This is a genomic window from Virgibacillus sp. 7505 (assembly GCF_002272135.1).
Taxonomy (GTDB): domain Bacteria; phylum Bacillota; class Bacilli; order Bacillales; family Amphibacillaceae; genus Terribacillus.
This window is the reverse complement of the sequence record NZ_NPBF01000014.1, coordinates 56,901-81,634: the sequence shown is the minus strand read 5'-3', so window position 1 is coordinate 81,634 and position 24,734 is coordinate 56,901. Positions and strand designations below refer to the sequence as shown.

Annotated in this window: 23 protein-coding genes and 1 riboswitch; of the genes, 1 reads left to right on the top strand and 22 read right to left on the bottom strand. The window is 43.8% G+C overall.

Annotated elements, in window-relative coordinates:
- The 7 genes from CHH91_RS04865 to hemA all read right to left on the bottom strand — a co-directional run.
- Positions 1-1,170, bottom strand: a 1,170-nt coding sequence (locus CHH91_RS04865) for a hypothetical protein (protein ID WP_141234125.1), incomplete at its 3' end; no start/stop codon positions are given.
- Positions 1,171-1,299: 129 nt separating this feature from the next.
- Positions 1,300-2,592 carry a glutamate-1-semialdehyde 2,1-aminomutase gene (hemL, locus tag CHH91_RS04860; protein ID WP_095222354.1) on the bottom strand — a complete coding sequence of 431 codons (1,293 nt, stop codon included), beginning with the start codon at positions 2,590-2,592 and terminating at the stop codon, positions 1,300-1,302.
- A 16-nt stretch (positions 2,593-2,608) separates the two neighbouring features.
- Positions 2,609-3,592 carry a porphobilinogen synthase gene (gene hemB / locus CHH91_RS04855; RefSeq protein WP_095222353.1) on the bottom strand — a complete coding sequence of 328 codons (984 nt, stop codon included), beginning with the start codon at positions 3,590-3,592 and terminating at the stop codon, positions 2,609-2,611.
- Positions 3,589-4,374 (bottom strand): uroporphyrinogen-III synthase, encoded by a 786-nt coding sequence (locus CHH91_RS04850; RefSeq protein WP_095222352.1) that lies wholly within the window; start codon positions 4,372-4,374, stop codon positions 3,589-3,591. The genes hemB and CHH91_RS04850 overlap by 4 nt, the downstream gene beginning before the upstream one ends.
- A complete protein-coding gene (gene hemC / locus CHH91_RS04845; protein ID WP_095222351.1) occupies positions 4,371-5,303 on the bottom strand; it encodes a hydroxymethylbilane synthase in 933 nt (310 codons plus the stop codon). Before hemC ends, CHH91_RS04850 begins: the two co-directional genes overlap by 4 nt.
- Before the next feature lie 26 nt (positions 5,304-5,329).
- Complete coding sequence (locus CHH91_RS04840) at positions 5,330-6,154, bottom strand: cytochrome C assembly family protein (RefSeq protein WP_095222350.1); 825 nt, start codon at positions 6,152-6,154, stop codon at positions 5,330-5,332.
- A 16-nt stretch (positions 6,155-6,170) separates the two neighbouring features.
- Positions 6,171-7,526 (bottom strand): glutamyl-tRNA reductase, encoded by a 1,356-nt coding sequence (gene hemA, locus CHH91_RS04835; RefSeq protein ID WP_095222349.1) that lies wholly within the window; start codon positions 7,524-7,526, stop codon positions 6,171-6,173.
- 230 nt (positions 7,527-7,756) lie between these two features.
- Here hemA and CHH91_RS04830 point away from each other — a divergent pair, with 230 nt between their 5' ends.
- Positions 7,757-8,239, top strand: a complete 483-nt coding sequence (locus CHH91_RS04830) for a LiaI-LiaF-like domain-containing protein (RefSeq protein ID WP_095222348.1) — start codon at positions 7,757-7,759, stop codon at positions 8,237-8,239.
- A gap of 31 nt (positions 8,240-8,270) precedes the next feature.
- Here the strand turns inward: CHH91_RS04830 and yihA are convergent, their stop codons facing one another.
- The 15 genes from yihA to CHH91_RS04755 form a co-directional block, all read right to left on the bottom strand.
- The gene (yihA, locus tag CHH91_RS04825) at positions 8,271-8,852 is read right to left on the bottom strand and encodes a ribosome biogenesis GTP-binding protein YihA/YsxC (RefSeq protein ID WP_095222347.1); all 582 of its coding nucleotides are present in this window, start codon (positions 8,850-8,852) and stop codon (positions 8,271-8,273) included.
- Positions 8,839-11,172: an endopeptidase La gene (gene lon / locus CHH91_RS04820; RefSeq protein ID WP_095222346.1), complete on the bottom strand. Its 2,334-nt coding sequence runs from the start codon at positions 11,170-11,172 to the stop codon at positions 8,839-8,841. Before lon ends, yihA begins: the two co-directional genes overlap by 14 nt.
- A 160-nt stretch (positions 11,173-11,332) precedes the next feature.
- Positions 11,333-12,610: an ATP-dependent protease ATP-binding subunit ClpX gene (gene clpX, locus CHH91_RS04815; RefSeq protein ID WP_095222345.1), complete on the bottom strand. Its 1,278-nt coding sequence runs from the start codon at positions 12,608-12,610 to the stop codon at positions 11,333-11,335.
- 402 nt (positions 12,611-13,012) lie between these two features.
- Complete coding sequence (tig, locus tag CHH91_RS04810) at positions 13,013-14,302, bottom strand: trigger factor (RefSeq protein WP_095222344.1); 1,290 nt, start codon at positions 14,300-14,302, stop codon at positions 13,013-13,015.
- 144 nt (positions 14,303-14,446) lie between these two features.
- Entirely contained in the window at positions 14,447-15,430 is a 984-nt protein-coding gene (locus CHH91_RS04805; protein ID WP_095222343.1) for a DUF3196 family protein, read from the bottom strand.
- Between the two features lie 140 nt (positions 15,431-15,570).
- Positions 15,571-15,918, bottom strand: coding sequence for a hypothetical protein (locus CHH91_RS04800; protein WP_095222342.1), 348 nt, complete (start codon positions 15,916-15,918; stop codon positions 15,571-15,573).
- Positions 15,919-16,027: 109 nt separating this feature from the next.
- Positions 16,028-17,194, bottom strand: coding sequence for a glycosyl hydrolase family 28-related protein (locus tag CHH91_RS04795; RefSeq protein ID WP_095222341.1), 1,167 nt, complete (start codon positions 17,192-17,194; stop codon positions 16,028-16,030).
- Positions 17,195-17,268: 74 nt separating this feature from the next.
- Positions 17,269-18,006, bottom strand: coding sequence for a cyclase family protein (locus CHH91_RS04790; protein ID WP_095222340.1), 738 nt, complete (start codon positions 18,004-18,006; stop codon positions 17,269-17,271).
- 83 nt (positions 18,007-18,089) lie between these two features.
- A riboswitch (SAM riboswitch) is annotated at positions 18,090-18,176 on the bottom strand.
- 78 nt (positions 18,177-18,254) lie between these two features.
- Entirely contained in the window at positions 18,255-19,115 is an 861-nt protein-coding gene (locus tag CHH91_RS04785) for a nuclease-related domain-containing protein (protein WP_286160696.1), read from the bottom strand.
- 140 nt (positions 19,116-19,255) lie between these two features.
- The gene (locus tag CHH91_RS04780; protein ID WP_095222339.1) at positions 19,256-19,696 is read right to left on the bottom strand and encodes a cell wall hydrolase; all 441 of its coding nucleotides are present in this window, start codon (positions 19,694-19,696) and stop codon (positions 19,256-19,258) included.
- Positions 19,697-19,799: 103 nt separating this feature from the next.
- Positions 19,800-20,399 (bottom strand): SGNH/GDSL hydrolase family protein, encoded by a 600-nt coding sequence (locus CHH91_RS04775; protein ID WP_095222338.1) that lies wholly within the window; start codon positions 20,397-20,399, stop codon positions 19,800-19,802.
- 31 nt (positions 20,400-20,430) lie between these two features.
- Positions 20,431-21,183, bottom strand: coding sequence for a response regulator transcription factor (locus tag CHH91_RS04770; RefSeq protein ID WP_095222337.1), 753 nt, complete (start codon positions 21,181-21,183; stop codon positions 20,431-20,433).
- Positions 21,158-22,936 (bottom strand): cache domain-containing sensor histidine kinase, encoded by a 1,779-nt coding sequence (locus CHH91_RS04765; protein ID WP_176465676.1) that lies wholly within the window; start codon positions 22,934-22,936, stop codon positions 21,158-21,160. The genes CHH91_RS04770 and CHH91_RS04765 overlap by 26 nt, the downstream gene beginning before the upstream one ends.
- A gap of 97 nt (positions 22,937-23,033) precedes the next feature.
- The gene (locus CHH91_RS04760; protein WP_095222335.1) at positions 23,034-23,864 is read right to left on the bottom strand and encodes an amidohydrolase family protein; all 831 of its coding nucleotides are present in this window, start codon (positions 23,862-23,864) and stop codon (positions 23,034-23,036) included.
- An 86-nt stretch (positions 23,865-23,950) separates the two neighbouring features.
- On the bottom strand, positions 23,951-24,730 hold the full coding sequence (locus tag CHH91_RS04755; RefSeq protein ID WP_286160695.1) for an SDR family oxidoreductase: 780 nt from the start codon (positions 24,728-24,730) through the stop codon (positions 23,951-23,953).
- Positions 24,731-24,734: the final 4 nt, after the last annotated feature.

Here is a 24,734-nt window from a genome sequence, read left to right as displayed (position 1 = left end):
TGCTTCTGCTTGCGCTTCTACCTCTGTCGACTCCACATATTCTTGAGCTGACTGGTAGCTCTGCACCTCAGCATTTTGTTCTTCACGTGCTTCTGCTTGCGTTTCTACCTCTGTCGACTCCACATATTCTTGAGCTAACTGGTAGCTCTGCACCTCAGTATCTTGTTCCTCACGGGCTTCTGCTTGGCCCTCAGTCTCTGATGACTGTGCATATTCTTGATTATCCCGGGCTTCTGCTTGAACTTCTGCCTCTGGTGACTCCGCATTTCCCTTAGCAAACTTATACCCTTGCACCTCAGGCTCCTGATTGTCACTGCTATCTGCTTCTGTTTCCTCTCGGTTCACTTCTATTTCTTCTTCCCCTGCATACTCCTCTTGAGAGAACTGATACCCTTGTTCCTCGATTTCCTGTTCTGCGGAAACATCTGCTTCTGTTTCCTCTCGATTCACTTCTACCTCTTCTTCCGCTGCATTTACATCTTGAGAGAACTGATACCCTTGCTCCTCCGTACCATGTTCTTCTCTTGCAGCTGCTGTTGATTCTTCCAGCTTACTTGCAGCAGCTGGTTCTTCTTTCGCAAACTGATAGCCTTGCTGCTCATATTCCTGATCATCACGTGCTTGGGCTTCGATCTGATTGGCAATTTCGTCTGTATAAGATTTTGACTGTTCTCCTTGCGGGAATGCTGCAGGAGGGAAATAAGGCTGCTGCGGTGCTTGTGGCTGCGATTGTCTTCTTTCTTCCAAGACACCGTAAATGGCAACCGTTGCATGCAGTTCAAGCACATTACTGCCAGGAACTTCATAATCAAAGTTGTCAATTGTGACATACACGTCATTCAGCTGCTTGATGCGATTTTTCGGAACAGATATTTCAACCGGGAAACGATGATAAAATGTATTCGTTCCTGCTTCCTGTTTCTCGACGTTTTCCATTTCTCTTGTTCCAGGGCTGACAGCGACTGCACTTCCTTCAACAACCTCCTGAAGAGGGTAATATTCACCTGTAAGTTCGATGACACCTCGAACAGAAATTTCATGCTCAAACTCCTGGATACTGATCTCCGGCTCCAATGCGATTCCAATTAAATCTTGCAGCTGTGCGTCGGCACGGAAACTGAGTGATTCTTGTATATCAAACATAAAAGGTGTTGTCTCATTTGAAGACATGTGGAATCCTCCTTCCAAGATTTAAGCGTTCCTCTGTACTAAAACCTATGCTTACGCCCAATCACATATGTAAAGAAAATCCTTTGTCCTCATGAAAAAAAGCCCAAGCATATGCTTGGGCTTTTACGTTTAAGATGCTGCTATTTTCTTGAATGCCTGTCTTGCTGCTTCGATTGTCGCTTCAATATCTTCATCCGTATGAGCAGCTGATAAGAACAGCCCCTCGAATTGAGAAGGAGGCAGGAAGATGCCAGCTTCGATCATTTCCCGATAGTACATGGAGAAGTGATCCAAATTGGATGTCTTCGCTGTGTCAAAGTTGATGACAGGAGTATCCGTAAAGAAGACACCCACCATCGAACCCGCACGATTCACTTGTAACGGAATTCCGAATTCCTCTGCAGCTGCTTTGTATCCTTCTGCAAGACGGTCAGCGTGCGCATTGATGCGCTCATACGCCGCTTTATCCATCGCTGCCAATGTTTCGTAACCAGCAGTCATCGCAAGCGGATTTCCTGAAAGTGTTCCTGCTTGGTAAATATCACCCGCTGGAGCAACACGATCCATGATTTCCTTACGGCCGCCATATGCACCGACAGGGAGGCCACCGCCGATGATTTTACCAAGGCAAGTCAAGTCTGGTTCAACGCCGAAGTGACCTTGCGCAGAATGATAGCCGACTCGGAAACCAGTCATGACTTCATCGAAAATGAGCAAAGCGCCATGCTGCTTTGTGATGTCACGAAGTCCTTCAAGGAATCCTGGCTGAGGTGGGACAACACCCATATTCCCGCAGACCGGCTCAGCAATAACAGCTGCAATATCATCTCCATACTGTTCAAAAGCATATTGAACGCTTTCCAGATCATTGTACGGTACGGTAATCGTATTGCGGGCAATTGTTTCCGGTACACCCGGGCTATCCGGAAGTCCAAGCGTCGCCACACCAGAACCTGCTTTGATCAGAAGTGAATCCCCATGGCCGTGATAGCTGCCGACGAATTTCAGGATCTTGTCACGTCCAGTGAATCCACGCGCCAAACGAAGGGCACTCATCGTCGCTTCTGTACCAGAGTTGACCATACGGACGATATCCATGGATGGAATCCGCTCTTTCACCAAAGCTGCCATCTTGTTCTCCATCACAGTCGGCGCACCGAAGCTTGTCCCTTTCTCCGTGATTTTCTTCAGACCTTCTACAACTCGGTCATCGGCATGTCCCAGAATGAGTGGTCCCCAGCTTAGGACATAGTCGATGTACGTATTGCCATCGATATCTGTAATTTTTGAACCCTTACCGCTATCCATGAAAATAGGATCCATCCCGACGGAACGGAATGCACGAACCGGGGAGTTAACCCCGCCTGGCATATGCTGTTTCGCCTCTTCGAATGCTGCTATCGACTTTTCAAAGCTTTTCATCAGAATTCCTCCTCGTTCAGTTATCTTCCTTCAGCCATCTTGCCACATCTTTCGCAAAGTAAGTCATGATCAAATCAGCACCCGCACGTTTCATGCCGATCATTTTTTCCATAACAATTGCTTTCTCATCGATCCAGCCGTTCAAAGCAGCAGCTTTTACCATGCTGTATTCGCCGCTGACATTGTATGCTACGATCGGAGCATTGAATTGATTACGCACATCACGGATGATATCCAAGTAAGCAAGTGCTGGTTTCACGATAAGGAAGTCTGCATTTTCTTCGATATCAGATGTTGCTTCGCGCAGTGCTTCTCTTCTGTTTGAAGGATCCATTTGATACGTTTTGCGATCCCCGAATTGCGGAGCGCCTTCAGCTGCTTCGCGGAATGGACCGTAAAAAGCAGAAGCATATTTGACAGAATAAGCCATAATCGGAATGTTCGTAAAGCCGGCTTCATCCAGTCCCTTGCGGATGGCTTGTACATAGCCGTCCATCATATTGGAAGGGGCAATGATATCAGCTCCTGCTTTTGCCTGGCTCACTGCAGTATCTACTAAATAGCCTAATGATTCATCATTATCGATTATTCCGTCATGCACGATGCCGCAGTGTCCATGGGATGTATATTCGCAAAGGCAAGTATCAGCAATCAAAAGAAGCTCCGGGACTTCCTGTTTAGTCTGGCTGATTGCACGCTGTACGATGCCGTGGTCATGGAAAGCACCAGTTCCGACTTCATCTTTTTCAGCAGGTATACCGAAAAACAGCACCGATTTGATGCCTAATTCGCTTACTTCCTTCATTTCAGCTGATAAATTATCTAAAGACAGCTGGAATACACCTGGCATGGAGGAAACCTCATTACGTACATTTTCGCCCTCAACAACGAAAACTGGGTAAATCAAGTCATCCACTGTTACTTCTGTTTCTCTTACTAATGCCCGCATGTTTGCTGATGTACGCAAACGGCGGTGGCGTTTGAATTCTGCCATTGTCATTCACCTGTCCTTTGTTCATAGTAATGTAATAACGCATCGATCATTGCTTCTGCCGTGTACTGAGCAGGCAGCAAAATATTCCGGAAGCCATGCCGCTTGGCAGCTTCCTCTGTTGTCGGTCCAATGACGAGACAAGGTTTATCCAACTGATCCTTTTCCACTTCAGGCTCGGAAATAAAAGAAAGAAAGGCCTCGATCGACGACGGACTTGTAAACGTCAATACTTCCGGTTTGTCCTTTTGCAGGACCATATTCAGAAGCTCTTGGTTACCTCTCTCTTCTACCGTATCATAGACGACCATTTTCTCGAAGTCATAGCCATTCTGTCTCAATCCGTTAGCTAATGCAGGCCTTGATAAATTCCCTTGTATCAGCAGTATCCGGCTAGAAGGATCATATATTGCGCTGAAAGTTTCCGCTAAGCAATCTGCGGTATAAGCAGCCGGCACTAAATCTGCCTTCCTGCCAAGCACCCTTTCTACAGCCTCTGCAGTCTTTCGTCCGACTGCAGCAATATGGCAAAGCTTCCAGTTCTCCATATTGGAATACTTGCTCACCAGTGCATGGAAGTGCTCTACTCCATTCATGCTGGAGAAGAACAGCCAGTCAAAGCGATCAGCTTGCTGGCTAAGCATTTGATTCTCCATATTTGTCCTCGTTCGAAATGTCAGTAAAGGCACCATAATTGGTCTCGCGCCTGCTTGATCCAGCTGTTCAGCTAATTGGACAGCCTGCTGCTTCGGGCGCGTTACGAGCACCTTCACGGCCGGCAGCCGGCTCAATTGGATTCCGACTCCTGAATCGCTTTGGTGATGATGTCCTGCGCGCCTTGTTCCTGCATCCTTTCAGCGGCAAGCTTACCGACTTCCTGTGGATCAGCTCCACGCACTTCTTCTTTGAATACTTGTTTCCCGTCAGCAGAAGCTATCAAAGCTGTCAAGACAACATCGTCTTCTTCCATATGGGCTACCCCGGCAATCGGTACTTGGCAGCTTCCATTCATCAAATAAAGGAAAGTACGTTCAGCAGCTACCGTCTGCTGCGTGTAAGAATCGTTGATCTTCGCCAAAAGCTCAATCAATTCCATATCTGTATCACGGCACTCGATGGCAAGTGCGCCTTGGCCGATAGCTGGCAGGCAAAGGTCTGTTTCAAGGAATTCAGTAACGATATCATCACTCCATCCCATCCGCTTCAAACCAGCAGCAGCTAGAACAATTGCATCAAAATCTTCGTTTTCAAGCTTTTTCAGGCGCGTGTCGATGTTTCCGCGTATTGGTTTGATTTCGATATCCGGTCGAATCGCGAGAATCTGTGATGCGCGACGCAGGCTGCTTGTTCCGACAATCGCACCCTCCGGCAATTCTCTCAAGGAAACGTTATTCTTTGAAATAAATGCATCCCGGTAGTCCTCCCGAACTGGAACACTTGCAATCGTCAGACCGACAGGAAGTTCGGATGGCATATCCTTCATACTATGTACGGCCATATCGATTTCCTCGTCATACATAGCTTGCTCTATTTCCTTGACGAACAACCCTTTTCCTCCAACCTTTGAAAGTGTAACGTCCAGGATTTTGTCTCCCTTTGTTTCGATTTTCTTGATTTCGAATTCATATGGCGCTCCAGCTTGTTTCAATTGCTCGATTACCCACTTTGTCTGTGTGAGTGCCAAATTACTTTTTCTTGAACCAACGATAATTTTTCGCATTGCTCTCCTCCTAAGGAACTACGGATTTACCCAGTAAAATGAAATGATGAATACGTGCTAAGCAAGAAGAAATTGATGATGAGGATCAGAAAGGCTGCAATAGTATATATTGCCAGCCCTTTCCCCCTGACACCTCTTGCCAAACGCAGGAACAGATAAACTGCATAGACGGCAAGCACCGTCAGCGAACCGATTGTTTTCCAATCATACCAATAGAAGACGGCTGTTGTCGTATAAGCCCATACAATCCCCATCACAATGGATAGCAATAATAAAGGCGTCCCGATTGTGATGGAAGTGAAGATATATGTTTCTAGCTTGCCCAAGTCACCAAGCCTTGTCCACCATCTATATCCTTTTTTCCGCTTCAGAAGCTGGAATTGAAATAAGTACATAACAGCGAAGACAAAGGACAGGGTGAAAAATCCATACGCCAGAATAGCCAGCGTAATATGTGCGATCAGCACTTCATCCATAAAAGGAATCGTCTGCGTCCATTGCCGCTCATAAGCCGAGCTTGCAATATATAATAACATCATAAAAAAGCCGACCACATTCAAGAAGAAGGTGAGAAAATCGACTTTGTAGATGCGGTTGATGAATAAGGAAAGCGACACGAGGACCCATGCATAGAAGTATAACCCTTCATAAACGTCCTTTACCGGCAACCCGGCATGCGCAATCATTTCCTGCAATAAAAAAAGGCTCTGGAAGAACCATACCAAAGTAAGCAAACGGAAGGCGAAAACATTCGCCTTCCGATTCTTTTGTATAAAATCGATAAAATAGCTAAAAATGCTGGCTGCATATAGAAGTAAAATGATTTCGTAAAGATAAGCGGGTACCTGCATCTATAAGCCCTTCTTTTTATCTGGTTGTGGAAGCACTTGGTACAGACTGAAGTTTATGTGACTCTGTGCGCTCCAGTTTGATAAGATTATTCTGTTTATCCAGCACCGCTTTTTCGATTCCAAAGATCTCTGCGAACTGCTGAATCAGTTCTTCGCTGTTCTCGCGGCCGGCAAGCTCTTTCGCCTGCGTAATCGGCTGTTTGAGCAGCTGATTGATGATACTTTTCGTGTGCTTGTTCAGCACTCGCATATCACGTTCGCTTAGGTCAGGCAGCTTCCGTTCCAAACTCTTCATAGTCTCAGCCTGGATAGATGCTGCTTTACGGCGAAGCTCAGAGATGACTGGCACAACACCTAATGTCTGGAGCCATACTTTGAAATCAACGATGCCGCCTTCGATCATGATTTCGATTTTCTCAACCGCTTCCTGACGTGCAGCCAGGTTTGCATCGACAACATCCTGCAAGTCATCGATATCATATAAGAACGTGCTTTCCAATTCATCCACGTCTGGATTGATATCACGCGGCACAGCAATATCGACTAAGAATAGTGGCTGGCCTTTGCGTTCCTTGTGAACGGCTTGAAGCATTTCCTTATCGAGTACATATCCTGGTGCACCTGTAGAACTGATGACAATATCTGCATCATGCAAAGCACTGTCCAGTTCATCCCAACCAGCTGCTTTGCCATTGAACAAAGCTGCCAGCTGTTCTGCTTTTTCTTTCGTCCGATTGACTACCGTAACATCTTTGACGCCTGAACCGTGCAAATTCTTTGCTGCCAGTTCCCCCATTTTACCAGCGCCTAGGATGACGATTCGTTTAGAAGAGATATCACCGAAGATCTTCTTGGACAACTCAACCGCTGCATAGCTGACAGAGACAGCATTTTCTCCGATTCCTGTTTCTGTATGCGCACGTTTCGCTACGGTAACAGCCTGTTTGAACAATTCATTATAAATCGTTCCGGATGTATGCAGCTCCTGTGCTTTTTGGAAAGCCCGTTTCAGCTGACCAAGGATCTGAGTTTCCCCTACAACCATGGAGTCCAGTCCGCTCGCTACCTTGAACAGATGCTCCACAGCTCTTTCGTCCTCGTGAAATGTAAGATAAGATGCAATCTCGTCTTTTTCGATGCCGAACCATTCAGACAAGAATTTCTTTATATAATAGCGGCCAGTATGCATCTGGTCGACCACTGCATAGATCTCCGTGCGGTTGCATGTCGAAACAATGACGTTCTCGAGCATGCTTTTCTGGTTGGAGAGTGCTTGCATCGCTAAGCCAAGCTCTTCTTCCTTGAAACTTAGTTTTTCTCTTATTTCAATCGGGGCTGTGCGATAATTGATTCCAGCAACTAACATGTACATTCCCTTTTTCCCCCTTGAAAACCTGTCGCTCTTACTAGTATAACACTATGGTATTTCTGTCCTATTCAAATTTGTGAACAGAATCGTAAACAATTGTGTTAGGATAGAGTGTGTGTTCATTTGAATGTTTGTGAATGATTTCATAAGTACATATAACAAGTTAACACAGCTAGTCATGATAATCAACGATTTAATCTTATTTAATAATAATTATTATGTGGAGAGATGTTATGACGAAGAAAAATGCTTTTGCGGGATTCCTTTTACTAGGGATCGGAGCTTATTTCCTGTTACGCCAGTTACGAGTACCCTTGTTTGTCGACTTTTATTCGTGGCCGACTTTATTGATCATCATTGGCGCCGCACTATTATTGCATGCTTATCTTACGAAAGATCATAAAAACTTATTCGCCGGATACTTTATTCTAGGATTGGGTATTCATTTCCATGGACTGAGGCACTACAGCTTCTGGACCGATAGTTGGGGAGCTTATCCCTTCTTAGCCGGCGCTGCTTTGTTCATTTCGGCAATTAAAACGAAAAAAGGTTATGTATTGGCAATCTTGCTGCTTGCTCTCGGCGTTTTTGCCATAGCAGCACCTCAGCAGCCTGCCTGGTTTGGATGGCTCGATAGGACAGCAGGCTTTATTAGTAATTATTGGCCAGTTCTGCTCATCCTCGCTGGTGCTTATCTTCTTTTCCGAAAAAAATAACCGTACAAGCCTAGGCTTGTACGGTTATTTTTCATAGGAATTGTTTCAATACTCCCCATGCTTCCTCTTTTCCTTCACCTGTTTCAGAGGAAAATGGAAGGATGATATCTTCTTGTAACAGCTGCAATTTATCTGCAGCCCGCTTGATATGCTGTACACGTTTCCCTTTCGGAATCTTATCCAGCTTTGTTGCCACTACAACAACCGGCAATTCATAATGCTTCAAGAAATCATACATCGTGACGTCATCCTTCGTCGGTTCATGCCGAATATCGACAAGCAGTACAACCGCCTTCAGGTTTTCACGCTCCGTGAAGTATTCCTCCAGCATTTTGCCCCAAGCATTACGTTCCTTCTTCGAGACCTTGGCATAGCCATAGCCTGGCACATCCACGAAATGGAAGCGATCATTGATTTTGTAAAAATTCAATGTCTGCGTCTTCCCCGGCTTCTGGGATGTGCGGACCAAGTTCTTCCGGTTGATCATCTTATTGATAAAAGATGATTTTCCTACATTCGAGCGGCCAGCTAAAGCAATCTCCGGCATATGTGTCTCCGGATATTGCTTTTTCGATACCGCGCTGATTACTATTTCTGCTTCAGTTACTTTCATGTTTATCTTCCACCAATGCGTATTTTAATACCTCATCAAGATGGCTGACTTTAATAAACGTCATGTCTTGCTTGATTGTATCCGGTATCTCTTCCAAATCCCTGTCATTATCAGCTGGGAAGAGGATTGTTGTAATACCTGCCCGGTGAGCACTCAAGCTTTTCTCCTTCAGTCCGCCGATCGGCAGGACACGTCCGCGAAGGGTGATTTCACCTGTCATCCCGACTTCCTTCCGTACCGGTCTGCCAGTCAGTGCACTCGTCAAGGCAGTGGCAATCGTAATACCGGCAGATGGACCATCCTTCGGTGTTGCTCCTTCCGGCACATGGATATGGATATCATAGTGCTCATGGAACGATGGATCAACGCCGAGTTCTTCGGCATTGGAACGGATATAGCTGAATGCAGCCTGAGCTGATTCCTTCATAACATCGCCTAGCTTCCCGGTAAGGGTCAGTTTCCCTTTACCTGGAGACAAGGAGACTTCTATTGATAATGTATCTCCGCCAGCAGTCGTATAAGCAAGACCTGTCGCTGCGCCAACTTGATTCTCCTCTTCCATTAAACCATACCGGAACCGTGGACGTCCAAGCAATTCTTCCACTTTCTTCGCGCTTACTGTCACCCGTTTCTTATCTTCGGAAACAATGATACGAGCAACTTTACGGCAAACTGCTGCCAGCTGCCGCTCCAAACCGCGTACCCCAGCTTCTCTTGTATAACGACGGACGATATGCTCCAGTGCTTCATCCTTCACGAGAATGTTGCCTTTTTTCAAGCCATTTTCTTTGATCTGCTTCGGCAGCAGATGTTCCTTGGCAATATGCAATTTTTCCACTTCTGTATAACCAGCAATGCTGATGATCTCCATCCGGTCTAGAAGCGGTCCTGGGATTGAGCCTAAGTTATTCGCTGTTGCAATGAACATGACATTGGAAAGATCGTACGTCTCTTCGATGAAATGATCACTGAATGAGCTGTTTTGTTCCGGATCAAGCACTTCGAGCATAGCTGATGATGGATCGCCTCGGAAGTCATTGGACATCTTATCGATTTCATCAAGAAGAAAGATTGGATTCGTCGTTCCAGCCCGGCGCATACCTTGCATAATTCGTCCTGGCATCGCGCCGACATATGTCCGGCGGTGTCCTCGGATTTCCGCTTCATCTCGCACGCCGCCCAATGAAATACGGACAAATTTCCGATTGATTGCTTTAGCAATGCTTGTCGCCAAGGATGTCTTCCCGACCCCTGGAGGTCCAGCAAGGCAGAGAATCGGACCTTTCAAGGAATTGGTCAGTTTCTGAACGGCCAAGTATTCCAATATCCGTTCTTTCACTTTATCCAATCCATAATGGTCTTCGTTCAGTGTCTCCTCAGCATGCGGAATATCCAGATTATCTTCTGTCTGCTTCTTCCATGGCAAGGCGATCAGCCATTCCAGATAGTTTCTGATAACAGAGCTTTCTGCAGAGCTCTGCGGTACACGCTCATATCGGCGTAATTCCTTTTCAGCAACTTCCTTCATGTGATCTGTCATATCGGAGGCTTCGATATCAGCCCGGAACTGCTCAATCTCTCCGGACTTGCCATCGCGATCACCAAGCTCCTTCTGGATTGCCTTCATTTGCTCCCGCAAATAATATTCCTTTTGTGTCTTCTCGACTGATTGTTTGACGCGTAGACCGATTTTCTTCTCAAGATCAAGTACTTCCCGCTCATTCGTAATGATCGTGATGATATGACGCAGACGTTCTTTCACATCTTGCATCTCAAGAATCTCCTGCTTGTCATCCAATCGCAGTGTTAGATGAGAGGTTATCATGTCTGCCATGCGTCCCGGTTCCGTAATATCCGTCAAGGTAGCAAACGTCTCTTGACCAATTTTCTTTGAAACCTTTATGTATTGCTCAAACTGCTCCAAAAGCGCACGCATCAATGCTTCTTCCTCATTTTTCGTACCATGCATGTCTGGTCTTTCTTTGATTTCAACCATGAACTGCTTGTCATCCTCCAGGAAGCGGATGATTTCAGCACGGTATAATCCTTCTACCAATACACGCATCGTCCCATTCGGAAGCTTCATCATCTGATTGACTTTTGCTACCGTACCTATATGATGGATTTCCTCTTCTGTAGGTTCATCCAAATCCACTTCTTTTTGCGCAGCCAAAAAGATTGTTTCTCCTTCAAGCATCGCTCGTTCCAATGCATGAACGGATTTTTCCCTGCCTACATCCAAATGTAGAACCATCGTCGGAAAAATTAGCAAACCCCTTAAGGGTAAAAGAGGCGTTACCAGTGTCTTCTCTTTTTCCATCGTGACACCTCCAAATGTCTGTCTTCTTCAGTTCTTCTTAAAGTATATACACAACCACAGTACTGTACCCATACTTTGTGAAAATCAAGAAAAAAATCCCTTGCCACCAACTGTAACAAGGGATTTGCTGTACATGATCATCTGCTTGTCAGATAGAGAATTACGCACTCTCTTTCGGAGATTGCTGATTCTCATCTGTTACGGTACCATCATGCAGTACAAACTTCGGACGGCCATTCTCAAGCAGTACTGTATCTTTTGTTATGATGCATTGCTTGATATCATCACGGGATGGAAGCTCATACATAACGTCAAGCATGATACCTTCCATGATGGAGCGCAGACCCCGTGCACCAGTTTTACGTTCGATAGCCAATTTGGCAATCTCACTAAGTGCATCTTCCTCGATAACCAATTCAACCTGGTCCATCTGGAAGAGCTTCTGATATTGTTTCACCAATGCATTTTTAGGTTTAGTCAAAATTTCAACCAAAGCTTCCTCATCAAGCGGCTCCAGGCTGCCGATAACAGGCAGACGGCCGATGAACTCTGGAATCAAACCGAATTTCAATAGATCCTCCGGCAATACTTTGGAAAGATACTCGCCTTTATCAAGTGTTTGGTTGCCTTCATTAGCACCAAAACCGATAACCTTGTTGCCAAGACGGCGTTTGATGATTTGCTCGATTCCATCGAAGGCACCACCACAGATGAATAGGACGTTTGTCGTATCAATCTGGATGAATTCTTGATGCGGATGCTTGCGGCCGCCTTGTGGCGGAACGCTTGCCACCGTACCTTCCAGGATTTTAAGAAGTGCCTGCTGCACACCTTCACCGGAAACATCACGAGTGATGGATGGGTTTTCGGATTTACGTGCTACTTTATCGATCTCATCGATGTAGATGATACCTTTTTCAGCTTTTTCAACATCGTAGTCAGCAGCTTGAATCAATTTAAGCAGGATGTTCTCTACATCTTCCCCAACGTAACCTGCTTCTGTTAAAGAAGTTGCATCCGCAATCGCAAATGGTACGTTCAGGATACGCGCCAATGTTTGAGCTAGTAATGTCTTACCACTACCAGTCGGTCCGATCATGGCAATATTACTCTTAGACAATTCCACATCATCTGAGCTCTTACCGGAATTGATACGCTTGTAGTGGTTGTAAACCGCTACAGCAAGATTTTTCTTCGCTTTATCCTGTCCGATGACGTAATCGTTCAGTATATCGCGGATTTCCTGTGGCTTCGGAATTTCTTTGAACTCAACTTCTTCTTCGTTTCCAAGTTCCTCTTCCACGATTTCAGTGCACAAATCGATGCACTCATCACATATATAGACGCCTGGTCCGGCTACTAATTTACGTACTTGGTCTTGGCTTTTGCCGCAGAAGGAGCATTTAAGCTGCCCTTTTTCTTCATTAAATTTAAACATCATTTCACCCCTCGAATGTAATATCTATATATGATATCTCGAAAGATCAAACACATTCTGGATGCGCCCAGCCTTCCTTTAGCCAATCATATCAGATAACAGCAGTATTAAAAAGCAAAACACTTTTTCCAACAGTATTAGCTAAATGAACGCAGGTAAACCCTGCAAAGGAAGATTTCTCTCCAAATCAATTTGGCAAATTCTGCATACGCGAAAAAAGAGGTACGTTTTATTATGGAGTTTTTTTTGTAAAAGTCAAATCATATGTATGTAGTATATGTAAACGAAAATGCCGTTCATGCACGTAATTCAACAGAAGGGTTAACAAAACCTCCTGAAAATACGTTTTATTTTTTAGAAAAACAAGGCACAGTGATTGCTGCCTTGTTTTTCTATTATGTCTTATGCAGTTTTGCTGTTGTCTACCAATACATCGATAGCTTTTTGGAACTTCAGATCATCTTTGATAGCGTCTGTGTTGCCGCCAAGCATTTGAGTCAATTGCTCTTTGTCTGTTTGGTACATTTCAGCCATTTTTTCAAGCTCAGCGTTAACGTCTTCGTCTGTTACTTCAACGTTTTCAGCTTGCGCGATCGCTTCAAGTGTCAAGTTCGTTTTCACACGTTTGCCAGCATCTTCTTTCATTTGCTCGCGAAGTGCAGCTTCGTCCTGACCGGAGAACTGAGAGTACATTTCAAGAGTCATGCCTTGCATTTGAAGGCGTTGTTCGAATTCACGAACCATGCGATCCAGCTCTGTATCTACCATTGCATCTGGCACGTCAACTTTCGCGTTATCAGTAGCAAGGTTGATCAGCTGCTCACGTTTGTTGTTTTCCGCTGCATTTGTTTTTTCTTCTTGCAGACGGTTTTTCGTTTTTTCACGAAGCGCAGCCAAAGATTCTACTTCTTCGTCTACGTCTTTTGCGAATTCATCATCAAGCTCAGGAAGTTCCTTTGCTTTGATTTCATGGATTTTCACTTTGAAGACTGCTTCTTTACCAGCAAGCTCCGCAGCATGATATTCTTCAGGGAATGTCACGTTGATATCGGACTCACTGCCGGATTCTTTACCTACTAGCTGTTCTTCGAATCCAGGGATGAAGCTGCCAGAACCGATTTCCAAGGAATGGTTTTCTGCTTTGCCGCCTTCGAATGCTTCGCCATCAACGAAACCTTCGAAATCGATAACGACTGTGTCGCCTTCTGCTGCAGTTCCTTCTTCTTTGACAACCAATTCAGCTTGTCTGTTGCGTAGTGCATCGATTTCTTTTTCAACATCTTCGTCAGTTACAGTAGTATCTTCCGCTTCTACTTCAAGACCTTTGTAGTCGCCAAGCTCTACTTCTGGTTTAACAGTTACAGTAGCTTTGAAGATAAGCTCTTTGCCTTGTTCGATCTGCTCAAGATCTACATCCGGCTGTGCAACAGGCTCGATGCCAGTTTCTTCAACAGCGTTCATGTAAGCACCTGGAAGAACGATATCAATCGCATCTTGGTACAAAGATTCTACACCGAAGCGTTGTTCGAAGATTTTACGTGGTACTCTTCCTTTACGGAAACCTGGTACCTGAACTTGTTTAACTACTTTTTGAAACGCTTGATCAAGCGCTGCGTCCAATTCCTCAGGAGATAGGGTGATTGTTAAGATACCCTCGTTCTTGCCTTCTGTTCTTTCGAATTTTGCTGACATAATATTCCCTCCAACATCTATCGTTTGTTACATGTTAATCGTTCTCAATTCTAGCATAATATAAGTTATTAACTAGTACTGGTTTACAACCATCTTATTATAACATATTCATAGTCGCTTTCAACACTAACGATACGAACTCTGTCATTCCTCGGCGACAGTCAGATATTTCGCTTCCAATGTAATGATCTCTTCCATCATGGAAGCGATTCTCTGTGCTTCCTCTTCGGTAACAGCAGGCTGATCGATTTGCAGATAACTGCTTGCCAGCTTCTGAAGCGCAGCAGCCAGAACAGCACCGTCTTCTTCTGATGGAACCATTGGATATCGTACATACATATAACGTTGCAATAGCTTATACACCAGGTCGTAAAGTGATGGATTCTGCTGCTCAAGAAGATGCAAATGCTGCAGTACCTGTTCCATCCCTTCCGATTTATCGACCGTTGTCAGCTTTTCCGGGACAACTGTCATCGTTTCTTTCATCTTATGTATCGTGACTGGGAATTCGATTTCCTGCTTGACTAGCCACTCCAGTACGGCAGTCTGTACAACTGGATCTGATTCCTCATCAAGCAGGAATGCTTCCATCTTCTGTACATGCGGACTGACATCAAACGAATGGCATTTCTGGATGAGCTGCCATTGAAGGGCGGCATCCTGGTCTTTGCGTGCTTTTTCGAAATTATGTATAAGCTGATCTGCAGTCGTTTGATTCTTATCTTCCGCCATTTTACGGCTTACCTTCTGCAGCTGGTCAAACGATGTCTTAAGCGGTGCCGGTATTTTCTCTGTTGCATACACCTCGTCCAGCAGCTCCACTACTTCGTCGTAGCGCCCAAGCTGGAACAGCAGTGTCAAATGAATATGTAAGTATTGCAGGTAATCCTTATCCCTGGCAGCCAGCAGCTGCAAGGACATCTCTTCCGCCTCTTCATGTCTGCCCAGCTCCATTAAACATATCAGGCGGCCAGTCAGAATTTCCGGCTGACGGTAACCATAATCGAGGAGCTGTTCAAACTTCCCAATCGCATCGGTATAATTCTTCTCCTGCAGCTCCTTCATCCCTTCCCTCTCCAGCCGCGTCTTCAGACCCGGGAACAGGACAACATTATTCTCTTTATCCATCGGCAACATCCTCATTAGATTTTCAGTTAGAGACCCAATAACAGCTATACCCTTAAATGTAACAAAGAAAACGCAGATTGCAACTTAAAAATGGCAAAAAGCTGTGAATCCGTGCATCCACAGCCTCTTAATACTATTCCCTACTTTTCTTGGGGATCCTCAGACCGAGGTCTTCTGAAGGGTATAACATTGTCCATGCGGAGAGGTGTAGCATCGTCTTCCTCTTCTTCATCGAGAAAATCAAACAACCGCTGCTGCATATCACCCAGCTCAGCGGTCGTACCACTTTCATCACCTTCAAGGTCATAGATATTACGCTTGATCTGAAGGTAAAATTCCTTCAAGGGCTTATCTGTATATTGACTCAGAAGCCGATCAGATAATGTATATTCCTGCTGCAGTTCCAGGTCATAGATGCGGACCATGAAGTATTTCCCGAAAGGAACGGATCCAATAAACCGATAACGTTTCGTCTCATCTAAATACATAGGCCACCTCCAACAAAAGTGTAGCATGTATCGACTCCCATATGCATATTTTCTCCATAATATACAGAAAACTTACATTTAATTAACTATATATAATCGAGGTGACTGCCTAGAAGGAGCGGCTCCGTTCGACCGCTGTACCTGTAACAAGAACCCCTCTTCCGGGATAAGATTCCACATGATTACCACGCAGGTATGCACCAGTTATAGGTGACTGCTCATCACCTTTCAGTCTTATCGCTGAGGCATAATTTCCGCCGCCGCAGATGGTGTTCTGCATGACCAGGAAATTCTTGATAGGGTTGCTGCGCCCAGTAGGACGGTTCTTGCTATCCGTGTCATTTCTGCCGTCTACATGATTTGGATGAATAGCAATCCCACCACCGCATGATTCCATTCGATTATTGTAAAGAACAACATTCCGCCATGAATAAGCACGGACAGCCCATTGGAGCGTTTCCTTCATTACATTGTCTGTCACGAAAATACGTTCATGCCATTTGTCTGCTGTTGCAGAGTGTGATCCAATAGCCCTTCCCCAGCTTCCTTTAGTCTCAGAGGGCCCAAAACTATTGTGATGAACCCAAATATCCTGACATGTTGTTTGGTCGAACACAGATCCTCCCCACGGGAAAACCCTGCGTGCTTTAGCTAAATCAAGCTGAATTGCTTCACTGTATGTGCGCTTTCCCCCACGGTCATCATAGCCGAGGAACTGACAATGGCGCACTTCGATATTACGTACAGCATTCAATTCGATTGCATGCCCTCCGCCATGTTCCACCAGTCGCAGCTGTTCAATAATCACATTCTCCGCATGCGCCAGCACAAAGCTAGTGCCTCCACGGTAGGCTGGGTAGTTTGCATCCCACGTTCCGCCTCGAATGATCAGATTGCCATTGCCGCGATAAGCACGCATTCGATTCCGCCTGCGTAAATTCAGCAGCATCGGTCCATGATGCTTTTTTCGGAATATAGAATTATCATCCGCCTCAAAGAACGTGTTTGGCTTGAGACGTAAAGGACTTCGCAGTGTGTAAAGTCCTGGTGGAAAGACAATATGTATGCCCTTCTTTCGATCAGCCAAGTTCAACAGCTGCTGAATACCTTTTGCATCATCATGTCTTCCATCCGCTCTGACCAGCGGGTGATCGGTTGCTACTATTGTATAAGCTGACTTTAACAATTCTTCTAAATGATTGCTTGTTCGGCTTATGTCTCGAAGCTTTTCTGCCAGTTGACTGAATACAGCTGGTAACTTTTGTTCCTTACCCATCCTGCCGCCTCCATTTCGTGAGTATGTTACCCATTAACCGAATTGGAAACAGCTTAATCATATGGAGAGCAACTTTATGGCAAGACCGCAAATGAACGAACAGGAAATCCTGACGCTTTTCCTGCTTTCGGAACGATATTAAAGATGAACGCACCTTTTTCTGGCAGCTGATCCAAGTTCGTCAGCAGCTCCACTTGATAGGAATCCTGTTCCAGCACATAATATTCACCAAGCAACGCACCGTTTTTCTGAAAATCGACTGCAGCATCCGTATCAAATGTCTCATGTCCTACCGCTTTGATATTACGTTCTTCATACAGGAATTTCAGACTATCCAGTGACCAGCCAGGGGAATGACTGTTTCCCTGTTCATCTTTATTATCCATCTGTTGCTGATTTGGCCAGCGTTTGCTCCAGTCCGTGCGTAAAGCAACAAACGTGCCAGGTTCAATCTTTCCATATTCTGACTCAAACGCCAGAATATCATCCACAGACAGTGAATAGTCATGATTTGCAGCAGCTTCTTTGGATTTATCAATTACAACAAGCGGTAATACCAATTCTTTCAGATCGAGTTCTTCTAAATATCGTGTATCCCGCACAAAGTGGATCGGTGCATCCAGATGCGTACCGTATTGTCCCGGAAAAGTAAAGCTCTGGGCGAAGAAGCCATCATCATGGGAGAATAGTGTTTCGAACTTTGCAGAATTGAATGCCGAGAAATGCGGAGACTCAGGACCAAATGTATGCGTCAGATCCACCCACTTCTTTTCTCTTAATACTTCCAACACTTTACTCAATTCGTTTGTCATAAACTCTCACCTCATATAATTAGTTTAAGAGAACACGAAAAACCTCTCCTAAATAAGAAGAGGTTTGCTACATTGTAGTCCGATTCTTATCTAGTCTGGAATTAGCACAGTAGATATAGTCTGTTGCTGAGGCTTCATTGGGCCAGTCCCTCCGCCTCTCTTGATAAGTGAATATTCTGTTAACTAATACTATATAGTAAAACCACTTAACAGTTCAAGAAAGCGACTGCTATCATTGCTCGAGCCCACTATCCTCTTTGATGTTCATAACAATAGACCTTCCCGCTAAATCGATTGTGATTAGCCTTGCAGAAGGACTCTACCTTTTTAGAGACTGTGACATTACAGATGTAACATTTGGCATTGGTAGACTGTACAGCAGATGTCTCTTTATGTTTCTTCTGTTTCAACGCTTCAATATGCTCTTTTCTAATATTAGGATCCTTTATGTTCTTTTCACTTAATATACTGTGCATTCGTGAAATATCTTCATCAGAGAATATAGGAGAATTGCTCTGTACTCTTAAAACATTCATTTTTCTGTTTATGTACTCCGATAATTCCGTATCATAAACGATGAGATCATTCGATTGAACTTTTCTCAGTTCTTCATTCACTTTAAACGTACATCTTCTAGTAAATGAGACAATGGAAACAATATTCGAGTCCTCTTCTAGTGATAGAATCGATTTTAGTGCTTGGACATGTCCATAATTTTGATGAAAAGGATTCATCATCGGAAACTTTCCATTCACACTCCACTTCTCTCTATTTCGATCACCATATATTGTTCCGGCGTAATTTTTTGTTTCAACCACAAATATTGCCCTAGAAGTAAAAATGACGTGATCAATTTGTGAATATCCTGATTTAGCACGAGAATTAGGGATTAATACGTCACTTAAATAACGGCTGTCCTTAGGAAGTTGATCAAGCTGTATATTGATTTTGTACTCTCCAAGTTCGCCAATTCTTGTTGAATTTATTTTAGGTTTCTTTGCTTTTGATTCTGTTTTAGGCTTTTCCAATTTTACATTTGATTTCTGTGACTTAGATTTTTTACCAAACAACTTTTGAAACAGTTTAATCAGCCTCTTTTCAATTACCACATTCAATCTGCAGTTGTAAAAAATATAATTATTATTATAGGATAATCTTACCATAGTTTAAATGTAATAATATGTATTAAATTAGATAAATAAAAAAGGAACACCTTATAATAAGGTTATTCCCTTTTTCACAATTCAAGTTAACCCATATAAACGCTGTCACACGTCCCAGCCTGCGGCTCATAAAAACAATGGTCTTTAAATTGACCCGCAAACGGCTGGCCATACCAAGTCGGAGGGCATGGTGCATATGGATTAAAATACCAAAGTGCATACGCAGCAGGCTGTTGTCTCCAGGACTTCAAATTCCTTTCTGCCAATCTTCTTTCCTGTTCACGTGCTCGCTGGTAAAACACATTTCCTTTTTGAACAGCTTCAAATGAGAAATTCCCGCCCTGTACTTGGAAGATAACATCATTGATCGATCTTACATCTGCAAAATCCAAACAGTCAGCAACCGCACGATTTACAATGACATTCCCAACAAACAGCATTCCCAGCTGTCCTTCCCCTTCGGCTTCAGCACGCATCATTCTAGCCATCAAGTCGATATCAGAACTATTGTATTGTACTCTTGCCATGTTATCACCCCACATACAGCATATGAAAAAGACCCGCTTTCATGTCATTGTATTAGAGGAGGGCTTAGTCATATGTGTGGAAGATTCACTTTTTTAGATAAAATCAATTATGTTCTGCTGCAAAATAGGCTTCCAGCCACGTATCAGCCATCAGTCTATTACCGGCGTCCGTCATATGCACACCGTCTGTTGTCAAAGCCGTTTGCGCCGTTTGCAAAAAGGCGGTATGAGTCGGGACGAGTCTCGCGCCATACTTTACAGCCAACTCCCTGACAATTTCTACATAAGGAATCAACATTTGATTTCCTTTTGATTCGTTATTCTCCTCGATAATAGTCGGCTCCATAAGGTAGAGCTCCGCACCAGTATGTTTTGTTTCAGCCAGGATCTTATCGAAGACTTCTCTGAATTCATCCGGATAAACCTGTTCCATTTGAGGCTGATCCAGCTGTCTCCATACGTCATTGATTCCAATTGAAACAGAAATTAAGTCAGGCTTTAACGAGAGCACATCTTTCTCCCATCTTGCCGCCAAATCGGTAACTCGGTTGCCTCCTACTCCTCTATTGACGATTTCAACCTCTTTATTCGGCGTCAGTTCATCCTGAATCATTTTTACATAACCATCGCCAATGTCTTGAGGATCCTCGAACCTTCCGCATTCGGTTATACTGTCTCCGATAAAAACCCATTTTTGACTCATCTAGAATCCTCCTTTTTAATTACCAGCCTGCTTACCTGTTTTTTATCCAGTCAGTCGGGCTGCATCCTTTACTTTTCTTAAAAATTTGACTGAAATATTGCGGATTATTTCCAAATCCCAATTGTTCTGCAAGTTCGAAAACTTTGATATCCTTCTGACTACCCATAATTTCTACTGCTTTATCAATTTTGCTTTTCATTACATAAGCAGAAAATTTCTCTCCTACTTCTTTCTTGAATAATTTCCCTAGGTAATCTGTGTTCATATATAAGACTTCATTGGCTATCCATTGCAAAGATAGATCAGGGTTTTCAATATTCTCTCTTATGCTGGCAATTATTTTATTTACGACGGCAGAATAGCTGGTAGATTTTTCTGCGTGGCTGCCCGTCATTTTTTCCTTATTCTCTTCCGCCAGTTCTTGGACGACTTCTTCTAAAGCTTCATGGATATCTTCTTCGCTAGATGGCTTCAGCAGATAATGTTTCACACCAAATCGCATCGCTTTTTGAGCATATTCAAATTCGTTATAACCGGAAAGCAGTATCCATTTGATCAAAGGAGAGATTTTTCTCCCTTGTTCGATCAGTCCCATTCCATCCAGACCAGGCATGGTGATATCGGTAATCACGATGTCTGGAGTCTGTTCTTTAATAAAGTCCAACGCTTCCAATCCATTTCTGGCGGTACCATGTAAGACAGTTCCCTGCTGTTCCCATTCTACAATAGAAGATATTCCTTCCAGAAGCATCGGCTCATCATCTACCAGCAGAACTTTGAACACTATCACTTCCTCCTTCATAAGGGATCTTCAGCAAGATTTTCGTTCCCAAGTCTGGTTCACTCAGCACTTGAATTCCGTATAGCGGACCAAACAAGATTTTTAATCGATTATCTATATTTCTGATACCCAAGCCCGTGCCTTTTGGCCGGTAATGCCCGCTTACTAGTTTATTAATGAGTTCCTTTTCCATTCCAGGTCCGTCATCTGTTACAGAAATAAACGTATTTCCCCCTTCCTCTACTGCTTCAATTGTTATCGTACAAACACCAATAATCTCCTGCAAGGCGTATCTTATTGCATTTTCAACCAAAGGCTGAAGACTGAATTTAGGTACCTTGCAAGAGAGAAGATAGTCAGGTATATCGGTGTGGAAACGCAGCCGTTCCTGAAAACGATACGATTGAATTGTGATATAGTGATTCACAATCTCCAGTTCATCAGCAAGCGGAATGAGAGCTTCTTTGGTTTCCAATGACGATCGTAATATAAAGCCAAGTGACGTTGCCATTCGTGACGTCTCCTGATGTTTACCTAGTCTTGCCGACCAATTGATCGATTCCAATGTGTTATATAAAAAATGAGGATTAATTTGTGCCTGGAGTGTTTTGAATTCAGCGTCTTTGATCACGAGCTGCTTCTTATAATTTTCCTCAATCAATGAATGGATTTGGTTCATCATTTTATTGAAGTTTTCATGCATTTGACCTGCTTCATCCTTTGAGAACCTTACGTGACTCTCCACCTTAAAGTCCTCGACCTTCCCTTTTTGCACTCTTTTCATCTTTCTATTCAATGCCTCGATCGGATTGGTAATTCCTTTAATGAAGCGAATGCCAAGAAACAGCAGCATCACAAATAACAGGAGATAGATCGTTAATACCGTGCTTTTCACCAACGTTACTGCCTGGAATAATTGATTGTAGGGGGAGGCTATCATATACGTCCAGTTTGTATAAGCAGCTGAAGAATACGTCACAAAATATCTATCAGCATCATAATTCACTACCTGATATCCATCGCTGCCTTGCACACTGGCCATTAAAAAAGTATCCTTCTTCGTCGTTTCCTGCGGGAAGATGATCTCTCCATCCGAATCGGAGATCAGCAGCTGCATCTCTTTTTCATCCAGACTTTTCTCAAAAGAAGAGACAATATCCTGCATATCAAATCGCACAACAATCATGCCAAGTCTCTCGAACGAAAGATCTGGATAAGCATTTACTTCCCGTGCCACGACAAATGATTTGTCGTGGCTATCAGGCGCAAACCATTCAGCTCCTCCATCCTTTTGATTCGTCCCTTGTTTATATTGAAGCAGCCGCTCATTCCCGATTGTGATGACACGGTTTCCTGCACTATAGCCTCGATCCGTCGTATCGTACAGCTGAATGGAATCTATCGAATCTTCGAAGGCACCTAAGTCAACGAGCCTTTTTTTAATCGTGACTCCGATGAGATATGCCTGATAATCATCTTCCGTTTCTTTTAAATTGTAGAGATAAGACTGCAGATAAGGATCAGTAGCTAATCTGTATGAAAACCCTTTCATTTTTTCAATCTCGTTTTCGATCAAAGCAGACGATACCTTCAATGACTGCGCAGACTGACGATGAATCTCATCGTTGTATGTAACAAGGGCATATTGCAGGAGTACCAATCCGCCTATACTAAAAGAAATAAGAATGAGAGAGAGTAAGCAAACTAGTTTATATTTCATCTTCAGATTGGTAAATAAGCTTTTGATTTTTTTCATGCTGCCACTCCCTCTCATACATCCAAGCTAAGAGTTCACTATTAACAATGTAATTTCTCTACACTTGAAATGATATCCTCTATATTTTCGAGTAACTTCACATCATATCTTCTAATCTATAAAACCGTTTTGCATTATGGAAATAAACATTTTCCTTCTCGCCAGCTGATAATTGACTTGTCACTGTATCCTCAAACAGCTGGACAACCTCTGCGTAAGAAGCAGACTTTAAGCATACTGGCCAATCGCTGCCGAACAAAATCCGATTTGGTCCGAAGGCCTCTAAAACGAGCTTCGCATAAGGAGAAATACTTTCAGTTGTCCAGCTGGCACCGACTTTTTCTGGAACAAGACCAGACATCTTACACATGATATTAGGGTATTCCGCAATTTTCCGCATATGACTGGCCCACGGCTCCATTTGTCCGCTATCGATAGGAGGTTTTGCTATATGGTCTATGACACAGTGTATATGAGGCAGCTTTTCTAGCAGCTCAATAATTGCAGGTAAATGTCTTGGGTTTGCCTGTAGATCAATAGGAAAACCCTCATCGGCTAACTTGCTAAGGTTACGGATCACCGTATTTTGTAACAGCCACTCTGAAGGCAAATCTTGAATCATTGGCCGGATTCCTACAAAGTAAGGATCTTTTTTATAGGCAGCCAATGTATCTAAAGCATGGGCATCATTCAATTCAATCCAGCCTACAACTCCGATTACTTCTTTTCTTGTATTAGCTATTTCCAACAGAAACTCATTTTCTTCTATTGTGGGTAAAGCTTGCACAGCTATCGTTTTGTTTATGTTTCGTTCATGTAGAATGGGCCCTAGATCTTCAGGTAAATAAGAGCGGCTTCTGCTGCCAGGTCCGTAATCAACTTCGGCATGCGTTTTGTGCCAGAAATGTTGGTGAGCATCTATGATCATATATCTGCTCTCCTTTCATTAGTGACCTCGAAATGCCAGACAAACACCATGACTTAGCTCATGGTGTTTGTCGCAAATCAGATATCTTATCCAATCAATAAGGACTCTGCTCCATCTATAAATATTTCCGTTCCTGTAATATGACTAGATTCATCAGAAGCTAAAAACTTCACCAAATCTGCTACTTCCTCAGGCTTACCAGATCGTTTATCCAATGGCTTGCTTCCTTCCGGAAATTCAACCGGCACTTTGATTTCATCCAAATCAGGAGATCGTTTTATCGACTCACTGAAATTAGTTTCTATTCCGCCGGGGCAGATGACATTTACACGGATATGGTATTTTGCCAGCTCCAATGCGGCCATTTTAGCGAATGCTGCTTGTGCTGCTTTAGAGGTGGAGTAAGCTGAGAATCCGGCTTGAGAAAAGACTCTGTTTCCACTGACGGAGCTTGTAATGATGATGCTCCCGCCTTGCTGCTTCATGTAAGGAATAGCTGCTTTCACGAGGAAGAATGTACCGTTCAAATTGATGCTGAGAACCTGGCTCCAGTTGTCCACACTCATCGACTCAATCGATGATGTCTCACCAACTATTCCGGCATTGGCGAATACTGCATCGATCCTTCCCCACTGCTCCATCATTGTTTTAGCAGCTGCCCCAACTTGATTGTAGTCGGACATATTACAGGGGATGGTAATTACCTTGAATTTCTTTTCTTCCATCTCCGATTTAACTTCTCGCAATTTTGCTTCATTCACATCCAGCAGGCAAACCCGGAAACCGGCATCGGCAAGCTTCAGTGCAGCTGCCTTTCCGATTCCAGAGGCTCCGCCAGAAATGATGGCCGTCTTCTCCACCAACATATCC

Bases quoted from the DNA above. Each gene is read 5' to 3' on its own strand.
- hemL (WP_095222354.1), bottom strand. From the start codon at position 2,592: ATGAAAAGCTTTGAAAAGTCGATAGCAGCATTCGAAGAGGCGAAACAG.
- hemB (WP_095222353.1), bottom strand. From the start codon at position 3,592: ATGACAATGGCAGAATTCAAACGCCACCGCCGTTTGCGTACATCAGCA.
- hemC (WP_095222351.1), bottom strand. From the start codon at position 5,303: ATGCGAAAAATTATCGTTGGTTCAAGAAAAAGTAATTTGGCACTCACA.
- CHH91_RS04840 (WP_095222350.1), bottom strand. From the start codon at position 6,154: ATGCAGGTACCCGCTTATCTTTACGAAATCATTTTACTTCTATATGCA.
- hemA (WP_095222349.1), bottom strand. From the start codon at position 7,526: ATGTACATGTTAGTTGCTGGAATCAATTATCGCACAGCCCCGATTGAA.
- CHH91_RS04830 (WP_095222348.1), top strand. From the start codon at position 7,757: ATGACGAAGAAAAATGCTTTTGCGGGATTCCTTTTACTAGGGATCGGA.
- yihA (WP_095222347.1), bottom strand. From the start codon at position 8,852: ATGAAAGTAACTGAAGCAGAAATAGTAATCAGCGCGGTATCGAAAAAG.
- lon (WP_095222346.1), bottom strand. From the start codon at position 11,172: ATGGAAAAAGAGAAGACACTGGTAACGCCTCTTTTACCCTTAAGGGGT.
- clpX (WP_095222345.1), bottom strand. From the start codon at position 12,610: ATGTTTAAATTTAATGAAGAAAAAGGGCAGCTTAAATGCTCCTTCTGC.
- tig (WP_095222344.1), bottom strand. From the start codon at position 14,302: ATGTCAGCAAAATTCGAAAGAACAGAAGGCAAGAACGAGGGTATCTTA.
- CHH91_RS04805 (WP_095222343.1), bottom strand. From the start codon at position 15,430: ATGGATAAAGAGAATAATGTTGTCCTGTTCCCGGGTCTGAAGACGCGG.
- CHH91_RS04800 (WP_095222342.1), bottom strand. From the start codon at position 15,918: ATGTATTTAGATGAGACGAAACGTTATCGGTTTATTGGATCCGTTCCT.
- CHH91_RS04795 (WP_095222341.1), bottom strand. From the start codon at position 17,194: ATGGGTAAGGAACAAAAGTTACCAGCTGTATTCAGTCAACTGGCAGAA.
- CHH91_RS04790 (WP_095222340.1), bottom strand. From the start codon at position 18,006: ATGACAAACGAATTGAGTAAAGTGTTGGAAGTATTAAGAGAAAAGAAG.
- CHH91_RS04780 (WP_095222339.1), bottom strand. From the start codon at position 19,696: ATGGCAAGAGTACAATACAATAGTTCTGATATCGACTTGATGGCTAGA.
- CHH91_RS04775 (WP_095222338.1), bottom strand. From the start codon at position 20,399: ATGAGTCAAAAATGGGTTTTTATCGGAGACAGTATAACCGAATGCGGA.
- CHH91_RS04765 (WP_176465676.1), bottom strand. From the start codon at position 22,936: ATGAAAAAAATCAAAAGCTTATTTACCAATCTGAAGATGAAATATAAA.
- CHH91_RS04760 (WP_095222335.1), bottom strand. From the start codon at position 23,864: ATGATCATAGATGCTCACCAACATTTCTGGCACAAAACGCATGCCGAA.
- CHH91_RS04755 (WP_286160695.1), bottom strand. From the start codon at position 24,730: ATGTTGGTGGAGAAGACGGCCATCATTTCTGGCGGAGCCTCTGGAATC.